This is a genomic window from Nonomuraea coxensis DSM 45129 (genome assembly GCF_019397265.1).
Taxonomy (GTDB): Bacteria; Actinomycetota; Actinomycetes; order Streptosporangiales; family Streptosporangiaceae; genus Nonomuraea; species Nonomuraea coxensis.
Genome location: NZ_CP068985.1, coordinates 9,012,804 through 9,032,122, shown reverse-complemented (window position 1 = coordinate 9,032,122; position 19,319 = coordinate 9,012,804). Strand labels below are relative to the sequence as shown.

Genomic DNA, 19,319 nt, shown 5'->3' with positions numbered 1-19,319 from the left:
CCACGTTGGCGTCCGGTCCCCAGGTCCGGGAAACTGTCAGACCGGTCGGCTACAAGTGGGGGTGGTGCGACCGCCTGCAAGGCTGTTCGAGGGGGCGCGGTGAGCATTGACGAAGAGGTCCCGGCGGGGCCCGGTTTCGAGCGCACGCCGCCGCACAACATCGAGGCGGAGCAGTCGGTCCTCGGCGGCATGCTGCTGTCCAAGGACGCCATCGCCGACGTGGTCGAGATCATCCGCGCCGACGACTTCTACCGCCCCGCCCACCAGATGGTCTACGAGGTCATCACCGACCTCTACGGCCGCGGCGAGCCCGCCGACGCCGTCACCGTCTTCGACGAGCTGCAGAAGCGCGGCGAGATGGCCCGCGTGGGCGGCGCCGCCTACCTCCACACGCTCACGGCCGTCGTCCCCACGGCCGCCAACGCCGGCTACTACGCCAAGATCGTCCGCGAGCAGGCCATCCTCCGCCGCCTCATCGAGGCCGGCACCCGCATCGTCTCCTACGGCTACGGCGGCCAGAACGAAGAGGTCGACGACCTCGTCGACCGCGCCCAGGCCGAGATCTACAAGGTCACCGAGCGCCGCACCTCCGAGGACTACGCGCCCCTGGCCGACATCATGCCCGGCGCCCTCGACGAGCTGGAGGCCATCGGCAGCCGCGGCGGCCAGATGGTCGGCGTGCCGACCGGCTTCCACGACCTCGACCAGCTCACCAACGGCCTCCACCCCGGCCAGATGATCGTCGTCGCCGCCCGCCCCGCGATCGGCAAGGCTCTGGCGCTCGACACGCCGCTGCCCACGCCCGACGGATGGACGACCATGGGTGACGTCAAGGTGGGTGACCGGCTGATCGGTGCGGACGGCAGGCCAACCAGGATCGTGGCGGCCACCGAGGTGATGCACGACCGTCCCTGCTACGAGGTGGAGTTCAGCGACGGCACCGTGATCGTCGCGGATGCCCGGCATCAGTGGCGCACCCTCACCCGTGCCGCACGCAAGCACCGCCGGAGTGGCCCTGCCTACCACTGGGCCCCGGAGGCCGTCGAGAAGGTCAGGATCGCCTACGAGGCCGCGCTCGGCGACCAGGAGAGGCTGGTCACGCATCAGGAGGCGCTTCAGCTCGTGGGGGAGGAGTTCCGCCATGTCCTGCACGTCGTGCAAGGGCAGGTGGGCACGGCGGGCGAAGTGGTCGCCGCCGTCGGCGGCGCATCGCGCGGCCGTGAGTGGCGCACTCCCGCCTACCGGGCGGTGGACCTCTTCGCCGCCCTGCATGCCAGGGTCACCACGCCCGAGAACGCCGCCATCACGGGGGTGTCCCGCGAGACGGTCACCACCGAGGAGATCGCCGCCACCCTGCGCACCACCGATGGGCGGCCGAACCATGCGGTGGCGGTGACCGCGCCGTTCGACCTCGACGAGCGCGAACTGCCGCTGGCGCCGTACGCGCTCGGCATCTGCCTGGGCGACGGCCACGGCGCGAGCGCCCGCGTCAGCACGGCCGATCCGGAGATCATCGCCAACCTTGAAGCCGAAGGCCTGTGCGTCACGCGGGTGGGCGTGCAGGGCATCCTCCGTGCTCTGGGCGTGCTGCACGACAAGCACATTCCCCCCGCCTACCTTCGTGCTTCGGAGGGGCAGCGGCGCGCCCTGCTGGCCGGGCTGCTTGATTCGGACGGTCAAGTCAACGCCGGAGGCCGGATCCAGTTCGCCGTGACCAACCGCCGGCTGGCCGCCGACGTCCACGAACTGATCCTCAGCCTCGGCTACACGGCCACCATGCGGACCAGGCAGGTCAGAGAGGGAAGCGCAGATTCCGCCACGCTCCACATGATCGAGTTCACGGCGTCGGACAAACTCTTCCGCCTGTCTCGCAAGGCCCTACGGCAGACCGGCGAAGCTCGTCCCGGCGCCAGGCTCCGCTACATCGTGGACGTGCGCAAGATCGCGAGCAGGCCGGTTCGCTGTGTCCAGGTGGACAACGACGACCACATGTACCTTGCCGGCCGCACCTGCATCCCCACGCACAACAGCACCCTTGGTCTGGATTTCGCCCGGTCTGCGGCGATCAAGAATGGCATGACCACCGTCATCTTCTCGCTGGAGATGTCGCGCAACGAGATCACCATGCGACTGCTGTCCGCCGAGGCCCGGGTCGGGCTGCACGCCATGCGCTCCGGCATGATGAGCGACGACGACTGGACCCGCCTGGCCCGGCGGATGAGCGAGGTGGCCGAGGCGCCGCTGTTCATCGACGACTCGCCCAACATGTCCATGATGGAGATCCGGGCCAAGTGCCGCCGGCTCAAACAGCGCAACGACCTCAGGTTCGTCGTCATCGACTACCTCCAGCTGATGAGCTCGCCGAAGAAGACCGAGAGCCGCCAGAACGAGGTGTCGGAGATCTCCCGTGCCATCAAGCTCCTGGCCAAGGAGCTGGAGGTGCCGGTCATCGCGATCTCCCAGCTCAACCGTGGCCCCGAGCAGCGCACCGACAAGCGCCCCCAGGTGAGCGACCTGCGCGAGTCCGGCTGCCTCACCGCCGACACCCGCGTGCTGCGCGCGGACACGGGGGCGGAGGTGTCGCTGGGCGAGCTGCTGGAGTCCGGCGCGCGCGACGTCCCGGTGTGGTCCCTGGACGAGAAGCTGCGGCTCGTCCCGCGCACCATGACGCACGTGTTTCCCAGCGGCACGAAGGAGGTCTTCCTGCTGCGGCTCAGGTCCGGCAGGGAGGTCAAGGCGACGGCCAACCACCCCTTCATGACCCTCGACGGCTGGCGCCCGCTGGACGAGCTCGCCGCCGGGGCGCGCGTGGCCGCGCCGCGGCACGTGCCCGCGCCCCGGGGCCTTCAGGAATGGCCGGACGAGCAGGTGGCCCTTCTCGGGCACGCGATCGGTGACGGCACGTCCGTCCCCGAGGGGGTCTTCTCCCTCTCCAAACGGCAGATCGCGCTCTTCCTGCGCCGGCTGTGGGCGAGCCGCGGTCACGTCGGTTGGGACGACGAGCTGGGCGAGGCGCGCGTCGCCTGCGCCTCCAGGAGCCGCCGCCTGGTCGACGACGTCGCGCGGCTGCTGCTGCGGTTCAACGTGATGACCCGGATCGAGGACGCGGGGAAGGGCGGGCACCGGCTGCTGGTCACCGGCGCCGAGAGCCAGCTCCGGTTCCTCGACGAGATCGGCGTGCCCGGCGAGCGGGCCGGGCGGTGCGCCGCCGCCCTCCGGCGGATCGTGGGCGGTGGCGGCGCCATACCGCGTGAGGTGTGGGAGCGCGTCGGCGACTCGCTGGCGGTGGGGGCCGGCGCGAAGCCCGCTCCGAGCCCGGAGCGCCTGCGCCGCATCTCCACGATCCTCGACGACGCCGACCTCGAACTGCTGGCCACGAACGACGTCTTCTGGGACGAGGTCGCCTCCGTCGAGAGCCTCGGCGAACAGCCGGTGTACGACGCCACCGTCCTCGGCACCCACAACTTCGTGGCCGACGGGATCAGCGTCCACAACTCCATCGAGCAGGACGCCGACATGGTCATCCTGTTGCACCGTGAGGACGCCTACGAGCGGGAGTCGCCGCGGGCGGGCGAGGCCGACCTGATCGTGGCCAAGCACCGTAACGGCCCGACAGCGACGGTCACGGTGGCGTTCCAGGGCCACTACAGCCGGTTCGTGGACATGGCCCAGCACTGAGGGTTGTGATGTAGAACCCGCGATTCAATGCGCAGTGTCGGCTCTTGCCACGATGGCAGCTTCGTTGCCGGCACCCCCGGTACGACGCGGGCTGTGGAAGTGCCTGTCGACGGTGCGGCACGCGTGTCGTTCGCCAGGGCGAGGTTTGCTTGACCGAGACTGTGCTCTCGCCTTCGATCACGCGGACTCGCAGATGCAGAGTTGAAGCGGCGTGTCCATGGCAAAGGGTCGACCGGACCAGTCGCCGAAGCGCTCACCGAGGTTACTTGCGTTTTAAGGCCGCCGGGAACCGATGTCTATCAGCGACAGGCGCTGGTTCCATCGCGATGACCGGTGCTCAACCGGCGGCATCTGCCGCCAGAGTTGTCGCGTACTGTCGGATTCGGGCCGCATCTCCGGGGAAGTAGCTATCCCAGTCCTTGTCAAGTCGCATCCAAGCGACTGGCTGTCCATGCTCGGCCATCAGCGGCTGTGCCGGGTCGGCGATGGCGGCATAGGCCAGCGAGAGCGTCACCGGCAAGTTCGGATGAAACGATCGCACCGCCACGGCCGCGGGACGCTTCAGCAGGTGCGGACGCAGCCCAGTCTCCTCGGCCAGTTCCCGAGCCGCGCCCTCGCGCGGTGTCTCGCCGGGCTCGACCCGGCCACCCGGCGGAACCCAGGCCCGCCAGCGATGCCTGACCAGCACGATCTGCTCCACGGCGCGGTCGAAGACCCACACCTCGGCGCCCAACGGCTCCATCGGAGCAGTCAAGGCGGTCTGCAGCCACGCGCGCGCCCCCTCGAACTCCAGAGTCGCGACCTCGGCATCGGCAACGGCGGCATCCAATACCCGTTGCTCATCACAACCACGGATCATCGCGACAGACTACGACCCGGCACTGACACCGGTGACATCTATGGCTGGTGGTTACCCTCCTGCAGGACCTGTCCGCGCAGGACCGGCAAGCCCTCGCCGACCTGATCAACCAGTTCGCGCACCAGGAAACCGACCCCGAGCGGCAACTGACGGCCTGGGAGGCGCCCGAAACCCTGGGCCTCCTGGTCTGACAAGATCATTTCTGTGTCTCAGCTGCAACAACGAATGGCCGCCCTTGTCCACGAAGTCGGCTACCGCCGTGATGAACCGATCGTGGTCGGGATGCAGCACGGCGGTCGGCCACCCATCCTGCTGGCCCAGGGGTTGACACTCGGTGGTGAGCCGCTGGGCGCGACCACGCTCGCCTACGCGGCTTCGTTGTCGAAGCAGATGACCGCTGCCTGCGCGGCGCAGCTCGCCCAACAGGGTGAGCTGGACATGGAGTCGGCCTTGTCGCGCTGGCTACCCCAGCTACCCGCGTGGGCGGACGCTGTCCGACTTCGGCACCTCGTCCATCACACGGCAGGCATGCCGGCCGACGCCAAAATCGAAGCCCTCATGGGTCGGGACGCCGACCGAACCACACAGGGCATCATCCAGGCTCTTGCCCAGTTCCCAGCGTTGGATCGCCAGCCGGGCGCTGAGCACGCCTACTCCAACGCCGGATATGTCTGTCTTGCCGCCGTGGTGGAACGAGCGCTCGGCAAGCCGCTGCCCGACTTTGCCCGGAGCCGGCTCTTCACGCCGCTGGCGATGGTCAATACCCGTTACTGGACGGGACCCGATCCCGCACCGGCCGGCGCCGCCCCGCTCGTCTCCCCTCATCCCGCTCCGCTGTCCCTGGGTGACGGAGGGGTCTGGAGCACCGCCACCGATCTGCTGCGATGGGGCCAGGCCCTCAACGCCGACGAACTCGGCATCTCGGCACTCATCCAGACCCCCGGACGCCTGGATGACGGAACACCCATCGATTACGCCTGGGGCATCGGCGTCCGATCGCACGCCGGCTATCGCGTCTATCGCCACGGAGGAGGCTGGCAAGGCCTGCGCGCCCTCCATGCCCGAGTACCCGATCTGGACCTGAGCATGGTCCTCATCGCGATCGCCGACTACACCGAACGCCGAGTAGACCTCCTCAACAGCCTTCTCGACGAGATGACAAGCCGCGGCCTCTCCAACTCGATGGACTAGATCACCGACTTTCGCGTCGACAGATCGAAAGCCCTCTCTGAGGGCTCGCTGTTCGACCTTCGTGACGCTACGTGTCCAGCGACCGCACTCTGATTCGAGCCACTGCGCATCCAGAACCCGAAAACCCAGTGCGCATCAATCCCGGATTCCAGCGTTTCCGCAGGAGCGAATGCTCACGCAAGCGCGGACCCTACATGTGACGAAGCAGACAGAAGTGGGCGGAATGGAGCTGATCATCCCGGCGCTGCACCAAATGACCGGAGTGAAGGGAAGCACGCCATGACCATCCTTGTCGCCTACGACGGCTCGGCCGACGCGCGCGCCGCGATCGAGTTCGCCGCCAAGCATCTCGCCGCCGAGCCCGTCGTCGTCCTGACCGTGTGGGAGCCGCTGCTCGTGCAGCTGCGGAAATACCCGCTCGCCGCCGGCGTGCTCACGCCCGAGGCCGAGGACGAGGCGCGCGCCCAGGCCGAGGCGAGCGCCAAGGAGGGCGCCGAGCTGGCCGTCGCGTCGGGCATCGCCGAGGTGACCCACCGGGCCGTGGCCGACAACGAGTCCGTGTGGAAGACGATCGTGGACGTGGCCGACGAGCTCGACGCCTCGCTCGTCGTCACGGGCTCGCGGGGTCTGGCCGGGGTGCGTTCGGTGCTGCTGGGCAGCGTGTCCAACCACGTGCTGCACCACGCGCGCCGGCCCACCCTCATCGTCCCGCCCGCCCAGAAGGCGGCCGGCTAGCGTCCGTCCTCCGGCCGGGCTCGCCAGGGGTCCACTCTGGCCGGGCCGGCCGGGGTCAGTCGCCGGCCGGGACGCAGCACGCGCCGGGCGGCGGGGACAGCCGGGTGTCGATGCGCCGCGCTCCCGGCCCCTCCTCGCCGAGCCGGTCGTACGGGTTGGCGACGGGGCACAGGTCCAGCGACAGGCAGCCGCAGCCGATGCAGTCGGTGAGGTCGTCGCGCAGCCGCTGGAGCTGCAGGATGCGGTCGTCCAGCTCGCCGCGCCAGGCGGCGGAGAGCCTGGCCCAGTCGGCGCGGGTGGGGGTGCGCTCGTCGGGCAGCTCGTCCAGCGCGTCCTTGATGGTCTTGAGCGGGATGCCGATGCGCTGCGCCAGCCGGATGAAGGCGACCCTGCGCAGGCTGTCGCGGCTGTAGCGGCGCTGGTTGCCGGCCGTGCGGCGGCTCCTGATGAGGCCCTTGGCCTCGTAGAAGTGCAGGGCCGAGACGGCGACGCCGCTGCGCTCGGCCAGCTGCCCGACCGTGAGCTCCTTGGTGTTCCAGGCGACCTTGGTCATACCGGAAGCTTAGTTGAGGTTCGTGAAGAAGCATCTTCAGCGGGGCGGGCCGCGTTCGTAGGGTGGTCGCCATGACGGACACCATCCCCACGCAGTTCGAGGTGCTCGACGAGCGGGCCGCCGGCATCGGCGGCGACTACCGCACCGAGGTGCTGCACACCGGCACCCGCTGGGGCGAGGGCCCCGTGTACTTCCCGGCCGGCCGGTTCCTGGTGTGGAGCGACATCCCCAACGACCGCCTGTTGCGCTGGGACGAGCCGACGGGCCTGGTCGGGCCGTTCCGGCAGCCCGCCGGCTACGTCAACGGCAACACCCTCGACCGCGAGGGCCGGCTGGTCTCCTGCGAGCAGGGCGGCCGCCGGGTCACCCGCACCGAGCACGACGGCTCGGTCACGGTGATCGCCGACCGCTGGCAGGGCAGGCGCTTCAACAGCCCGAACGACGTGGTGGTCCGCTCCGACGGCTCCGTCTGGTTCACCGACCCCCCGTACGGGATCACCAGCGACTACGAGGGCGTCGCCGCCGAGCAGGAGATCGACGGCTGTCACGTCTACCGCGCCGACCCGGTGACCGGCGAGACGCGCATCGTCGCCGACGACTTCGACCGCCCCAACGGCCTGGCGTTCTCCCTGGACGAGAGCCTGCTCTACGTGGCCGACACCCGGCGGCGGCACCTGCGCGTGTTCGAGGTGCGCGAGGACGGCACGCTGGCGGGCGGCAAGGTCTTCGCCGAGGGCGCGGAGAAGGACGCCTTCGACGGCCTGCGGCTGGACGCCACCGGCCGGGTCTGGGCGGTGGTCGGGAAGGCGGTGCACTGCTACGACCCCGACGGCACCCTGATCGGCCGGCTGCTGCTGCCCGAGCCCGCCGCCAACCTGGTCTTCGGCGGCCCGAAGCGCAACCGCCTGTTCATCGCCGCCGCCTCGTCGCTCTACTCGCTGATGAGCAACGTCACCGGCGCGCCTCCGGTCTGGGCACGCCGGTGACCTGACCCCTGTCACTCCCACCGGAACAGCCGTACGGCGAGCCCGCCGAAGACCACCAGCCCGGCGGCCATCACGATCAGGTGCAGCGGCTCCGGCGCGTGGCCCGCCCAGGTGTCCTTGAGCGCCTGGGCGAACGGCCCCGCCACGGAGTAGTCGCTCACGGTGCGGAGGGCCTCCGGCATGGCCTGGTAGGGGATCCACATGCCCGCGACGAACATCAGCGGGAACATGACGAGCGACCCGATCCCGGGCGCCGCCTTGCCGTTGGGCGCGAGAGCCGCGATGACCAGCCCCATCGCCATGAGCGCCGCCGTGCCGAGCAGGAACACCAGCACGAAGCCCGGCCACTGCCGAGGAGGCGCGGCGTCGAGGGCCATCATGGCCCCGCCGATGAGGATGGCCGTGGCCACGACCGCGATGGCCAGGTTGATGACGAGCTGCACGGCCAGCATCCGGGCGGGGCTCACCGGCGTCGTGGACATCCGCCGCAGCACCCCCTGCTCGCGGTAGGTGGTGAGCACCGCGGGAAGCACGCTGCACACCAGCGTGAGCAGCGAGAGCAGGACCATGAGGCTCGGCCACTGGGCGTCACGGTACCGCTCGCCGGTGTCGGTCGCCTCGCCCATGCCGGGGATGGTGAGCCCCAGGACGACGAGGAGGGCGACCGGCAGCGCGATGGTGAACGCCAGCGACGGCCAGTCGCGCAGGTAGAGCTTGGTCTCCACGAGGAGCATCTTCTTCATGACAGCTTCCTTCCGGTCAGCGCGAGGAACGCGTCGTCCAGCGTGGCCTGCTCGATGCGCAGGTCCCCGGGCACGATCTGGTGCTGGGCGAGGGCGAGGGCGACGGTGGCGGCGAGGTTGCCGGCGCCGCTGACGACGACCTGGTCGCCGCTCCGCTCGACGGCGCGTACGTCCGGCAGGCCGAGCAGCACGTCGTCCGCGACCGGCGCGGAAGGCCGGAAGCGCACCCGTTGCTCCCCGCCGACCTGCCGGACCAGCCCCGCGGGCGTGTCGGTGGCGACGACCCTGCCCGCGTCGATGAGCGCGAGCCGGTCGCAGAGCCGTTCGGCCTCCTCCATGAAGTGGGTGACCAGCACGATCGTCACCCCGGAGGCGCGGACCTGCTCGACGAGTTCCCAGGTGTCGCGGCGGGCCTGCGGGTCGAGGCCGGTGGTCAGCTCGTCGAGGACGGCCACGCGGGGCCGCCCGACCAGCGCCAGCGCCACGGACAGCCGCTGGCGCTGCCCGCCGGAGAGCTTCTTGAACGTGGTGTGCCGCTTGTGACCGAGCCCCACCCGCTCCAGCAGCTCGTTCCAGTCGGCCGGGTCGGGATAGAAGGAGGCGTAGAGGTCCAGGGCCTCCCACACCTTGATCTTCTCCGGCAGGTTGGCGCTCTGGAGCTGCATGCCGAGCACTTCGCGCAGCGCGGCGCGGTCGCGGCGGGGGTCGAGCCCGGCCACCCGTACGGTGCCGCCGTCCGGCGCCCGCAGACCGGCCACGCACTCGACCGTCGTGGTCTTGCCGGCGCCGTTGGGCCCGAGGATGCCGAAGATCTCGCCCTCGGCGACCTCGAACGACACGTCGTCGACCGCCAGGTGCCGGGGGTACTGCTTGCGCAGGTTCCTGACCTCGATGATTTTCATGGCTACGACGGTAGGAACGCCGTGTCCACCGGGGAATGCGGCTGGATGCCGGGCAAGGGTGTACCTAGGTGCAGTGCCCTGAAGGTCGTGGCTTGGGCACACTGGGAGCATGTTGAGGAGGTACGGCCGGGTGGCGACGCTGCTCGCGCTGCTCGTCGTCCAGGTGCCGCTGATCGTCCTGTCCCTCCTGATGCTGGTGCTGTCGGTGGCGCTGGGGCTGGTGTTCCTCTTCCCGCCGCAGGTCCGCATGGTGCGCCGGGTGGCCGAGCTCAACCGGCGGCTCATGCGGCGCTGGACGGGCCTCGCCATCGAGGCCCCCTACCTGCCGAAGCCGCCGCCCCCGGTGCCGCAGGCCGACGGCTTCTACCGCTACGACCGCACCCTCTACAAGACCCCGCGCGTCCCCGCCTGGAACGACCGCTGGAAGTGGCTGCTCACCGACCCGGCCACCTGGCGCGACAACTGCTGGCTGGTGCTGGACCCGCTGATGAAGCTGACGCTGGCGCCGGTGTTCCTGCTGCTCCCGGCCCAGGGCCTGCGCCTGTACGCGCTCTGGAGCGACCTGCTGCTCGGCGCGACCGCCAACAGCCGCCTGGCCAACCAGGTCACCCACCTCAAGCGCACCCGTAACCTGGCCACCGACTCGCAGGCCGCCGAGATGCGCAGGATCGAGCGCGACCTGCACGACGGCACGCAGGCGCGGCTGGTCGCCATCGGCATGACGCTCGGCGCGGTCGAGCAGCTCGTGGACCGGGATCCGTCCGCGGCCAAGGCGCTGCTGGCCAAGGCCCGCGAGGCGTCCTCGGAGACGCTGACCGAGCTGCGCAGGGTCATCCGCGGCATCCATCCGCCGGTGCTGGCCGAGCGCGGGCTCGGCGACGCCGTACGCGCTCTCGCCATCGACAGCCCCATGGAGGTGTCTGTGGACGTGGACCTGCCGCACCGCCCGGACGCGCCCGTGGAGGCCGCGGCGTACTTCGCGGTCAGCGAGCTGCTGTCGAACGCCGCCCGGCACGGCGACGCCCGTACGGCGGCCGTGGACATCAGCTCCAGGGAGGCCGACCTGCGCATCACGGTCACCGACGACGGCATGGGCGGCGCCGACCCGGCGAAGGGCAGCGGACTGGCCGGCATCGAGCGGCGCCTGGCCGCCTTCGACGGGGTGCTCGCGCTGAACAGCCCGCAGGGCGGCCCCACCACGGTCACGATGCACCTGCCCAAGGTGCTGCCCCAGCACTGGGCGTCGGACCTGCCCAAGCTGCCCCGCCACAAGATGATCATCGTCGGGCTGCTGTGGGCGACCGCCTGGTGCCCGACCTTCCCGCAGGGCTTCGTGGCGGCCATCTTCAAGATCATCAACTTCGACGAGAAGACCTGGTTCCTCGCCCTCCACCTGCCGGAGCCCTGGCAGTGGCCGACCATCATCGCGATGATCGCGCTCGGGCTCGCCATGCACATCATGGCGATCCGCATCCCTGCCGTGCACAACCGGGAGCGCTGGATGATCGAGGCCACCCCGACCAAACCCTGGTGCCCATGAACGTGCTCATCGCCGAAGACCTCTACCTGCTCAGGGACGGCCTGGTGCACCTGCTCCAGGCGCACGGCTTCACCGTCGTGGGAGCGGTGGACAGCGGGCCCGAGCTGCTCAAGGGGCTGCTGGAGCTGCGGCCTGACGTCTCGATCGTGGACGTGCGCCTGCCGCCCACGTTCACCGACGAGGGCCTCCAGGCCGCGCTGGCGGCCAGGACGTCGGTGCCCGGCCTGCCGATCCTCGTGCTGTCGCAGCACGTCGAGCAGCTGTACGCCCGCGAGCTGCTCGCCGACGGCTCCGGCGGCATCGGCTACCTGCTGAAGGACCGCGTCTTCAACGCCGAGCAGTTCGTCGACGCCGTACGCAGGGTGGCCGAGGGCGGCACCGCGATGGACCCGGAGGTCATCGCCAAGCTGCTGGCCAGCAACGCCCGCCGCGAGCCGCTCGCCGCGCTCACGCCCCGCGAACGTGAGGTGCTGGAGGCCATGGCGGAGGGCCGCTCCAACGCGGCGATCTCCCAGCGGCTCTACCTCAGCGAGAGCGCCGTCGCCAAGCACACCGCCAACATCTTCGCCAAGCTCGGCCTCGCCCCCTCGGACGACGACAACCGCCGGGTGCTCGCCGTCCTCGCCTACCTCCAGAGCCGCACCTGACTCTCCCGTATCACGGGTGCCACGGTCGGCCCGGGGTTGTCGGTCGCCTCGGCTATTTTCGTAGGGGCACGGCGACGAAGGGGTGTAACAGGTGAAAATCCGGGTCAACCGCGATGTCCTGGCGGAAGCGGTGGCATGGGCTGCCCGAGTCCTGCCCAGCCGCCCTGTGGTGCCCGTCCTGTCCGGGCTGCTGCTGGAGGCCGGCGAGGAGCTGACGCTGTCGGCGTTCGACTACGACGTCTCCGCGCGGGCCGCGATCGACGCCGACGTGGCCGAGGAGGGCAGCGTGCTCATCCCGGGCCGGCTGCTGGCCGAGATCAGCCGCAGCCTGCCCGCCGACGACGTGGAGATCGTCACCGAAGGGCCCGAGGCGGTGCTCACCTGCGGCAGCGCCGAGTTCGGGCTCGTCACCATGCCCGTCGAGGACTTCCCGACCCTGCCCGCGATGCCGCCGGTCGTCGGCGCGGTGGGCGGCGGCGTGTTCGCCTCGGCCGTCGGCCAGGTCGCCCCGGCCGCCAGCCGCGACGACACGCTGCCGATGCTCACCGGCATCAGGGTCGACATCGACGGCGAGTCGGTCGCGATGGCGGCCACCGACCGCTACCGCATCGCGGCCCGCGACTTCACCTGGCGTCCGGCCGCGCCCGACGTGTCCGTCTCGGCGATGGTGCCGGCGCGGGTGCTGGTCGAGGTGGCCAAGTCGCTGCGCGGCGGCGAGGTGGCGGTGGCCATGGGCGACGGGGTGGCCGGATTCGAGAGCGTCGGGCGCAGCACGACCGTGCGGCTGCTCGACGAGCAGTTCATCGACTACCGCGCCCGGCTGACCAGCGACTGGTCGATCAGGGCCGACCTGGCGGTGGGCCCGTTCGTCAACGCGATCAAGCGCGTGGCGCTGGTGGCCGAGCGCAACACCGCGATCCGGCTGTCGTTCACGCAGGGACAGGTGCTCATCCAGGCCGGCGGCGGCGACGTCGGCCGCGGCACCGAGGTCGTGCCGTGCGAGCTGCGCGGCGACGACATCCAGATCGCCTTCCAGTCGCAGTTCCTGCTCGACGGGCTGGTGGGCATCGAGGGCGAGCTGGCCCGTCTCAACATGGAGTCGCCCACCCGGCCCGCCCTCATCCAGGACGTCCCGGGCGACGCCCAGCCGGCCTTCCGCTACCTCGTGATGTCCCTGCGGCAGACCTGAGCCGGGCGGGGCCTCACCGGCCCTGCCAGGCGCTCTGGCGTTCGGCGACGAGCTTGAACACCCGCTTGAACTCCGCGTACGCCTCCTCGCCCACGGCCCGCGCGTGCCCGGCCTCCATCTCGGCGAGCACGGCGTCCGACCTGGCCATGAAGTCGCACCCCTTCTCGGTGGGCACGATCAGCTTGGCGCGGCGGTCGGCGGGATCCCGTCGTCGCTCCACGTAGCCGAGCTCGACCAGCTCGTCCACCAGGGTGCCGATCACCTGCTTGTGCTGCCCCGACTGGGCGGCCAGCTCGGTGGCCCTGCTGCCCTCCTCGTCGAGGTAGGCGAGCACGGCGCCGTGGCGTGGCCTGAGCCGCGGATGCCCCTGCTCGCCCAGCCGGGTGAACAACTCACGCTGCAGGGCGAACAGCGTCCGGCTGGACAGGATGCCGAGGTCGGGCTGCTCGCGTTGACGCCGGCTCCTGCGCACCTCAGCCCCGCCGTCAGGAGTCGGCGGACTCGGTGAGGGCGATGAGGATGTGCTCCATGCAGGCGTGGCCGGCCCGCTCGGCCGCCGTGGCGTCGCCGGCCGCTATGGCGCGGGCGATCGCGTCGTGCGGGATGTAGCTCTTGTTCAGCGACGTGCCCGCCGCCGTGATGCTGGCCCGAAGCGCCGCGGAGAAGTCCTCGTACAGGTCGATGAGGACGAGGTTGTGGGTGGCGTGCGCGACCGCCATGTGGAAGGCGAGGTCGGCCTCGACGAAGTAGTCGGGGTCGTCGAGGTCCCACGCGCGTTCCCGCTCGGCCAGGGCGGCCTCGATGCCGGCGATGTCCTCGTCGGTGCGACGGGTGGCGGCGAGGCGCGCGGACTCGACCTCAAGCGCGCGCCGCACCTCCAGGATCTCCAGTTGCTCGGCCTGCCGGAGCCGGCGCAGCATGGCGCCGGACAGCTCGCTGGTGGCCCGGACGTAGGTGCCGTCGCCCTGACGGCACTCCAGCAGCCCGGCGTGCGTGAGCGCGCGCACGGCCTCGCGAACGGTGTTGCGCCCGACCCCGAGCTGCTCGGCCAGCACGGTCTCGGTCGGAATCTTGCCGTTCATCGGCCACGACCCTGAGGTGATCTGCTCCTTGAGCTGATCGATCACCTGGTCGACGAGCGAAGCCCGCTGCGCCGTACGCAGACTCACAGTCCGCCTCCTCCGGGGAAACCAGTCATCCCATGAGTCAATGACTGGTAGACCCTAATTATTCCAGACTCGGAACGCCAAATCTGGAGCTCCCGGAGGAATTCAGCGGGCCACGGTCGACTCGGCCACCACCTCTGCCATGGCCGACCGCACTCCGGCGGCTTCGAGTGCCTTACGGTACGCGGCGCTCTGCTGCGCGACGGCACCCACCCGGCCGTGCAGGTCGCCCAGCTCCCGCCAGCACCGCGCGGCCTGCCGGTCGGTGCCGAACACCGGCCGGTCGAGCGCGCTCAGCAGCCGGTGAGCGGTGGCGAGGTCGGCCTCGGCGCTGCCGCCCAGCTCCAGCGCCACGGTGGCGAGCACCAGACGCGCCTCGGCGGCCGCCGTGCCGGACTCCTCGCCCGTCAGGCCCAGCGCCTGACCGGCCAGCTCCGCCGCGCGCACCGTGTCACCGGAACGCAGCCGCACCCGGGCGTGCACGACCAGGCTCTCGGCGTAGGCGGCGGTCGCCGACGGGAAGGCGGCGAAGACCGCGGACGCGGCCGACACCAGCCGCTCGGCCTCCTCCGGCGGAGCCGTGGCCATCCTGGCCCAGTGGGTGGCGGCCCGCGCCAGCTGCAGCGCCAGCCGCGTCTCGCGGCCGGCCATGATCGCGTCGTCGGCCAGCCGCACCGCCAGCGCGGAGTCCTCGCCCCCCGCCGCGGCCGTGCTCGCCTCCCACAGCGACCGGATCTCGCCGGAACGGTCCACAACCGGGGAAACGCCGGTCGCGTCGAGGACCTTCTTGACGTAGGCCAGCTCGGGGGAGTCGCTGTCGTTCTCGCCGCGCGCCTCGACCAGCGCCGCCGCCAGGTCGACCGCGATCTCGCCCTCGGCCACGTTGAGGCGCTCGGCCTGCTCAAGGGCGTGCGCGGCCAGGTCGCGGGCGCGCAGCCGGTCGCCGGCCCGCTGGTAGCAGCGGCTCAGCGCGATGGTCAGCGGCAGGTCGGCCAGCCGCTCGGGGTGCGCCGCGGCCTCCCTGCGCAGCCGCTCGAACGCCTCCACCGCCTGGCCGAGACGGCCCTGCGCCTCCAACGCCCGCGCCCGCCCGAACCGGGCCTGCGCCGTCAGCATGGCGTTCTCCTCGTCGGCCGCCTTCACGATCTCGGTGAAGCGGTCGGCGGCGACGGCGGGATCGCCGTGCTGGAGCTCAAGCTCGGCGTGCCGCAGCCCGAGCTCGGTGTCGATGCGCTGCCGAGGCTCGATCCCGTGAAGGAGGAACTCGGTGGTGCATCCGAGCCGCTCGGCCAGCAGCCGGGCCACGACAGGAGTCGGCGTGCGCTTGCCCGACTCGATGAGCGAGACATAACTGTCAGACAGGTCGGGTCCGGCCAGCTGGGCCTGCGACATCCGCCTGTTCAGCCGCAATCCACGGACGCGGTCACCGATGGTTCCCTGACTCGGCATCTCATCTCTCAAGGCGGGGAAGGGTCAACAACACGCAATGATTGCATGAAGTAGCCGAATCTGGTATCCCCGCGTGAAGAATTTGCCGTGCGGAGATTAATCGTCGCTGTCGTCCTTGCTGGGGAAAAGCATCTGGCAGACCTCGAGGTAGAGGGTCTCCGGATACGGAATGTACTCGACCGTTGACAGAGCCTGGTCCTGACCTGCGGACTCCAGGATGAACTCGCCGTAACCGAGCATGCGCCCGAGCAGCGAGCGCTGGAAGCTCATGTCGGTGACCTTGCCCAGCGGCATCATCGCGACCTTGCGGGTGATGAGCCCGGTGGTGAGCAGCATCCGCTTGGAGGTCACCACGAAGTAGTCGACCGACCACTCCGCGACCTTCCATACGAAACGGACCAGCAGCAGGAGCCACAGCCACCACACGACGACCAGCGCCGTGCCACCCGCCGAGGTGCCGCCGAAGAACTTGCTGAGCAACCCGGCGACGACCAGGCCGCCGAAGACCTCGGCGACCGGGCGGAGCAGGATGGCGGGGTGACGCCGCACCATGAGGACTTGCTGTTCCTGGGGGAGGAGGTAACGGTTGACCGACGCCGGGGCGGAGTCCCCGTGGGTCACCAGTCTCATGAGAGGCTGTTCACGAACTGCGCCAGTGAGTCGGCTGCGTTGAACACCGTGTCGAACGCCCCCTTCACCGCGTCAGCGGCATCAGCTGGTCGGGCCAACAGGTAGTAAGCGACAAAACCGATGCCGCTGTATGTGAGGACTTTTTTGACCTGCACCGTCGTCGCCTCCGAGCCACTTACCCACTCCCGCCGTATACATTACCCACCCGGGTGCCCGGGTAAAGGTGACTTGGCGGGTTAGTTTTGATCTTGGTTCAACCACGCTCGCTGGCCACCAGAGCCAGCACGTGAAGATGCTTGCGCGCGATGCGCTCGACGAGGCTGGGATGGGCGTAGCCGGTGACCTCCAGCGCGCCGTAGTGCGCCGCCTCGACGCAGCGCGTTACCGTGGCCGAGGAGTGGACGCCCGCGAACTCGTCGCGCAGCACCGCCTCGACCTCGGCGTACGGCATCGGATCGGCCTCGGTGTGCTCGTTCACGAGGACACCTCGCCGGCCAGCATGTCGCTCATCATGCTCCCCCACGCGCATGCGGAAGTTGCCTTCGCGTCTCTTCGTACCCACCTAACCACAGTATGTAACGAAGTGACGACCGGGCGTGACGAAAACCGGCCTCGCGAACGGGACGCGGGACCGGTCCAAAAGCGCGGCGGGAAGGGTCAGACGACGCCGTAGAGGCGGTCGCCCGCGTCCCCGAGGCCGGGCACGATGTAGCCGTTCTCGTTGAGCCGCTCGTCGAGGGCCGCGGTCACGACGCGGATGGGCTTGCCGGAGTTGGCGAACACCTTGTCCATGTAGGCGAGGCCCTCGGGGGCGGCCAGCAGGCAGATGGCGGTGACGTCGACGGCGCCCCGGTCGAAGAGGAACTGCACGGCCGCCGCCAGCGTGCCGCCGGTGGCGAGCATCGGGTCGACCACGAAGCACTGCCGGCCGGACAGGTCGTCGGGCAGGCGCGTGGCGTACGTCTCCGCCTGGAGGGTGGACTCGTTGCGGATCATCCCGAGGAACCCGACCTCGGCCGTCGGCAGCAGCCGGGTCATGCCGTCGAGCATGCCGAGCCCGGCCCGCAGGATCGGCACGACCAGGGGATAGGGCTTGGCCAGCCGCACGCCGTGGGCGGTGGCGACGGGGGTCCGGACGGTGACGTCGGTGATCCGCACGTCGCGCGTGGCCTCGTAGGCCAGCAGGGTCACCAGCTCGTCGGCGAGCCTGCGGAACGTCGGCGAGTCGGTGCCGGCATCGCGCAGCGCGGTGAGCTTGTGGGCCACGAGCGGATGGTCGACGACGAGGGTTTCCATGGGGCCCAACGGTATCCCCTGGGAGACGCCGCGGCACCTCGCGGTTTTGGTTTTGATCACAATTTGGTCGGAGAGGCACGCGCGGGGTGCCCGGTTCTGGAACGATTGGGTGCTGGTGAAATCTGTCGTGTCAGAAATCGGGTGGGGATGGCGATGACGGACGAAGATGCGCTCGACTTCGCCATCGTGGTCTATCGCGAGGACGAACGGTGGCATGCCGAGCTGCTGCCCGTCGCCCTCACCTCCGACCTGCACGGCCTGATCCAGGTGCTGAAGCAGCAGCCGAGCGAGAGCGGCACGATCGCGCTGGTCGCCGTGGGCGACGAGTTCTTCGTGGCGCTGCGGGGCCTCGGCGACCGGGTGGACGTCTTCCTGTCCGACATCGCCGCCTCCTGGGACTTCCCGCTGGCCCGCCAGGTGCTCGAATATCTGGACGTACCGGTGCCCGACGAGGAGGAGCTCGACGAGATCCTCCAGGACGAGGAGACCGTGCTCCCCGCCGGGGATCTGTCGATCTTCGCCGATCTCGGGTTGGACGAGATGGAGCTGGGCATCCTCTCCGGCGACATCGACCTGTTGCCCGAAGACGTGCTGTCCAGCATCGCCGCGCGGCTCGGCTTCTCCGAGCCGTTCGAGCGTGCCATCGAATCGGTCTTCGGCTGACCCCCCTGGAGCGCGGACATGGCGGCCAACACCTTCTCTGCGGCCTTTGTGCGGACCTCTGACGGCTGGAGCGGTGCCGAGGTCGATCTGAGCGAAGCCGAGATCGTCGACGACTTCGGCGACGCCGTGACGGAGAGCCTGGGGCTGACCGGCGACGAGCTGGCCCTCCTGTGCGTCGAGGTCGAGGACGAATGGTTCGCCCTCGTGCGCTACCGCGGGGACGACGAGCCGCGGGTCTTCCTGTCCGACGCGCACGCCATCGTCTCCGACCGGCTGGGCGAGCTGTTCGCCGAGTTCGCCGGCGTCGCGCCCGACAAGGAGGGCAACGGGCTCGGCGTGCGCCCGGCGGGCGACTTCGAGCTGCTGAGCGACCTCGGCGTGAGCTCGGAGGAACTGCTGGAGCTCAGCATGGAGGAGGGCCTGCTGCCGGCCGACATCCTGTCGGTGATCGCCGAGCGGCTGTCCTTCGCCGACGAGCTCGACCGGCTGCGCTGAGCCGCGCCGTCCCGGGGTCCTGGCGGGTGACGTACGAGGAGGCCATGCGCCTGGCCCTGGCCGAGGCCGCCGCGGCCGCGGACAGAGGCGAGATCCCCGTGGGCGCGGTCGTCCTCGACGAGCGCGGCGAGCCGCTGGCCGCGGCCGGCAACGACCGCGAGTCCGCCGCCGACCCCACCGCCCACGCCGAGGTGCTCGCGCTGCGCAGGGCCGCCGCGGCGCGCGGGGAGTGGCGGCTGACCGGCTGCACGCTCGTGGTGACCCTGGAGCCGTGCACGATGTGCGCGGGAGCCGCCGTGCTGGCCCGGGTCGAGCGTGTGGTGTACGGGGCCGTGGACGAGAAGGGCGGGGCCGTGGGCTCGCTCTGGGACGTCGTACGCGACCGCAGGCTCAACCATCGGCCCGAGGTCGTCATGGGCGTTCTGGCGGAGGAGTCTTCCGCCCTTCTCAAGAGGTTCTTTGCCACTCGCAGAATCCGGTAAGCTCTGTCGCGGTGGTGTCGCCTAGTGGCCGAGGGCGCACGCCTCGAAAGCGTGTGATGGGGCAACTCATCCGTGGGTTCAAATCCCACCACCACCGCGCATCGCCGAAGGGCCT

22 protein-coding genes and 1 tRNA gene are annotated in these 19,319 nt (G+C 70.3%); 12 read left to right on the top strand and 11 right to left on the bottom strand.

Annotated elements, in window-relative coordinates; genetic code table 11:
* The first annotated feature begins 99 nt into the window (after positions 1-99).
* A complete protein-coding gene (gene dnaB, locus Nocox_RS42425) occupies positions 100-3,678 on the top strand; it encodes a replicative DNA helicase (protein WP_020543041.1) in 3,579 nt (1,192 codons plus the stop codon).
* Between the two features lie 337 nt (positions 3,679-4,015).
* On the opposite strand, the gene Nocox_RS42420 is transcribed toward dnaB, so the two are convergent.
* Positions 4,016-4,537 carry an NUDIX hydrolase gene (locus tag Nocox_RS42420; RefSeq protein ID WP_211212640.1) on the bottom strand — a complete coding sequence of 174 codons (522 nt, stop codon included), beginning with the start codon at positions 4,535-4,537 and terminating at the stop codon, positions 4,016-4,018.
* 47 nt (positions 4,538-4,584) lie between these two features.
* Between Nocox_RS42420 and Nocox_RS42415 the strand changes: the two genes are divergently transcribed.
* The 3 genes from Nocox_RS42415 to Nocox_RS42405 all read left to right on the top strand — a co-directional run bounded on the left by Nocox_RS42415 (position 4,585) and on the right by Nocox_RS42405 (position 6,463).
* Positions 4,585-4,728, top strand: a complete 144-nt coding sequence (locus Nocox_RS42415; RefSeq protein WP_020543039.1) for a hypothetical protein — start codon at positions 4,585-4,587, stop codon at positions 4,726-4,728.
* Between the two features lie 13 nt (positions 4,729-4,741).
* Positions 4,742-5,728, top strand: coding sequence for a serine hydrolase domain-containing protein (locus Nocox_RS42410; protein WP_157383024.1), 987 nt, complete (start codon positions 4,742-4,744; stop codon positions 5,726-5,728).
* A gap of 279 nt (positions 5,729-6,007) precedes the next feature.
* Positions 6,008-6,463: a universal stress protein gene (locus Nocox_RS42405; protein ID WP_020543037.1), complete on the top strand. Its 456-nt coding sequence runs from the start codon at positions 6,008-6,010 to the stop codon at positions 6,461-6,463.
* Positions 6,464-6,518: 55 nt separating this feature from the next.
* Here the strand turns inward: Nocox_RS42405 and soxR are convergent, their stop codons facing one another.
* Positions 6,519-7,016, bottom strand: coding sequence for a redox-sensitive transcriptional activator SoxR (gene soxR, locus Nocox_RS42400; protein ID WP_020543036.1), 498 nt, complete (start codon positions 7,014-7,016; stop codon positions 6,519-6,521).
* 71 nt (positions 7,017-7,087) lie between these two features.
* Between soxR and Nocox_RS42395 the strand changes: the two genes are divergently transcribed.
* A complete protein-coding gene (locus tag Nocox_RS42395; RefSeq protein WP_033408969.1) occupies positions 7,088-8,002 on the top strand; it encodes an SMP-30/gluconolactonase/LRE family protein in 915 nt (304 codons plus the stop codon).
* A gap of 11 nt (positions 8,003-8,013) precedes the next feature.
* On the opposite strand, the gene Nocox_RS42390 is transcribed toward Nocox_RS42395, so the two are convergent.
* A complete protein-coding gene (locus tag Nocox_RS42390) occupies positions 8,014-8,745 on the bottom strand; it encodes an ABC transporter permease (protein ID WP_020543034.1) in 732 nt (243 codons plus the stop codon).
* Positions 8,742-9,647, bottom strand: a complete 906-nt coding sequence (locus Nocox_RS42385) for an ABC transporter ATP-binding protein (RefSeq protein ID WP_020543033.1) — start codon at positions 9,645-9,647, stop codon at positions 8,742-8,744. Before Nocox_RS42385 ends, Nocox_RS42390 begins: the two co-directional genes overlap by 4 nt.
* A gap of 109 nt (positions 9,648-9,756) precedes the next feature.
* Between Nocox_RS42385 and Nocox_RS42380 the strand changes: the two genes are divergently transcribed.
* The 3 genes from Nocox_RS42380 (at position 9,757) to dnaN (ending at position 13,023) form a co-directional block, all read left to right on the top strand.
* Entirely contained in the window at positions 9,757-11,187 is a 1,431-nt protein-coding gene (locus tag Nocox_RS42380; RefSeq protein WP_157383023.1) for a sensor histidine kinase, read from the top strand.
* Positions 11,184-11,834, top strand: coding sequence for a LuxR C-terminal-related transcriptional regulator (locus tag Nocox_RS42375; RefSeq protein ID WP_020543031.1), 651 nt, complete (start codon positions 11,184-11,186; stop codon positions 11,832-11,834). The genes Nocox_RS42380 and Nocox_RS42375 overlap by 4 nt, the downstream gene beginning before the upstream one ends.
* Before the next feature lie 91 nt (positions 11,835-11,925).
* Positions 11,926-13,023, top strand: a complete 1,098-nt coding sequence (gene dnaN, locus Nocox_RS42370) for a DNA polymerase III subunit beta (protein ID WP_026214312.1) — start codon at positions 11,926-11,928, stop codon at positions 13,021-13,023.
* A 13-nt stretch (positions 13,024-13,036) separates the two neighbouring features.
* On the opposite strand, the gene Nocox_RS42365 is transcribed toward dnaN, so the two are convergent.
* The 7 genes from Nocox_RS42365 to upp form a co-directional block, all read right to left on the bottom strand.
* Complete coding sequence (locus tag Nocox_RS42365; protein ID WP_020543029.1) at positions 13,037-13,495, bottom strand: MarR family winged helix-turn-helix transcriptional regulator; 459 nt, start codon at positions 13,493-13,495, stop codon at positions 13,037-13,039.
* Positions 13,496-13,508: 13 nt separating this feature from the next.
* A complete protein-coding gene (locus Nocox_RS42360; RefSeq protein WP_020543028.1) occupies positions 13,509-14,192 on the bottom strand; it encodes a FadR/GntR family transcriptional regulator in 684 nt (227 codons plus the stop codon).
* Between the two features lie 102 nt (positions 14,193-14,294).
* On the bottom strand, positions 14,295-15,581 hold the full coding sequence (locus Nocox_RS42355) for a helix-turn-helix domain-containing protein (RefSeq protein ID WP_020543027.1): 1,287 nt from the start codon (positions 15,579-15,581) through the stop codon (positions 14,295-14,297).
* Between the two features lie 153 nt (positions 15,582-15,734).
* The gene (locus Nocox_RS42350; RefSeq protein WP_026214310.1) at positions 15,735-16,268 is read right to left on the bottom strand and encodes a PH domain-containing protein; all 534 of its coding nucleotides are present in this window, start codon (positions 16,266-16,268) and stop codon (positions 15,735-15,737) included.
* Positions 16,265-16,423, bottom strand: coding sequence for a hypothetical protein (locus tag Nocox_RS42345; protein WP_169577030.1), 159 nt, complete (start codon positions 16,421-16,423; stop codon positions 16,265-16,267). Before Nocox_RS42345 ends, Nocox_RS42350 begins: the two co-directional genes overlap by 4 nt.
* 98 nt (positions 16,424-16,521) lie before the next feature.
* Positions 16,522-16,746: a hypothetical protein gene (locus Nocox_RS42340; protein ID WP_020543025.1), complete on the bottom strand. Its 225-nt coding sequence runs from the start codon at positions 16,744-16,746 to the stop codon at positions 16,522-16,524.
* A gap of 179 nt (positions 16,747-16,925) precedes the next feature.
* The gene (upp, locus tag Nocox_RS42335) at positions 16,926-17,564 is read right to left on the bottom strand and encodes a uracil phosphoribosyltransferase (protein WP_020543024.1); all 639 of its coding nucleotides are present in this window, start codon (positions 17,562-17,564) and stop codon (positions 16,926-16,928) included.
* Between the two features lie 147 nt (positions 17,565-17,711).
* On the opposite strand from upp, the gene Nocox_RS42330 reads away from it, so the two are divergent.
* The 4 genes from Nocox_RS42330 (at position 17,712) to Nocox_RS42315 (ending at position 19,301) form a co-directional block, all read left to right on the top strand.
* Positions 17,712-18,227 carry a tRNA adenosine deaminase-associated protein gene (locus Nocox_RS42330; protein WP_020543023.1) on the top strand — a complete coding sequence of 172 codons (516 nt, stop codon included), beginning with the start codon at positions 17,712-17,714 and terminating at the stop codon, positions 18,225-18,227.
* Positions 18,228-18,275: 48 nt separating this feature from the next.
* The gene (locus Nocox_RS42325) at positions 18,276-18,722 is read left to right on the top strand and encodes a tRNA adenosine deaminase-associated protein (protein ID WP_246649701.1); all 447 of its coding nucleotides are present in this window, start codon (positions 18,276-18,278) and stop codon (positions 18,720-18,722) included.
* 44 nt (positions 18,723-18,766) lie between these two features.
* On the top strand, positions 18,767-19,204 hold the full coding sequence (tadA, locus tag Nocox_RS42320; protein ID WP_026214308.1) for a tRNA adenosine(34) deaminase TadA: 438 nt from the start codon (positions 18,767-18,769) through the stop codon (positions 19,202-19,204).
* A 10-nt stretch (positions 19,205-19,214) separates the two neighbouring features.
* Positions 19,215-19,301, top strand: a tRNA-Ser gene (locus tag Nocox_RS42315).
* Positions 19,302-19,319 lie beyond the last annotated feature (18 nt).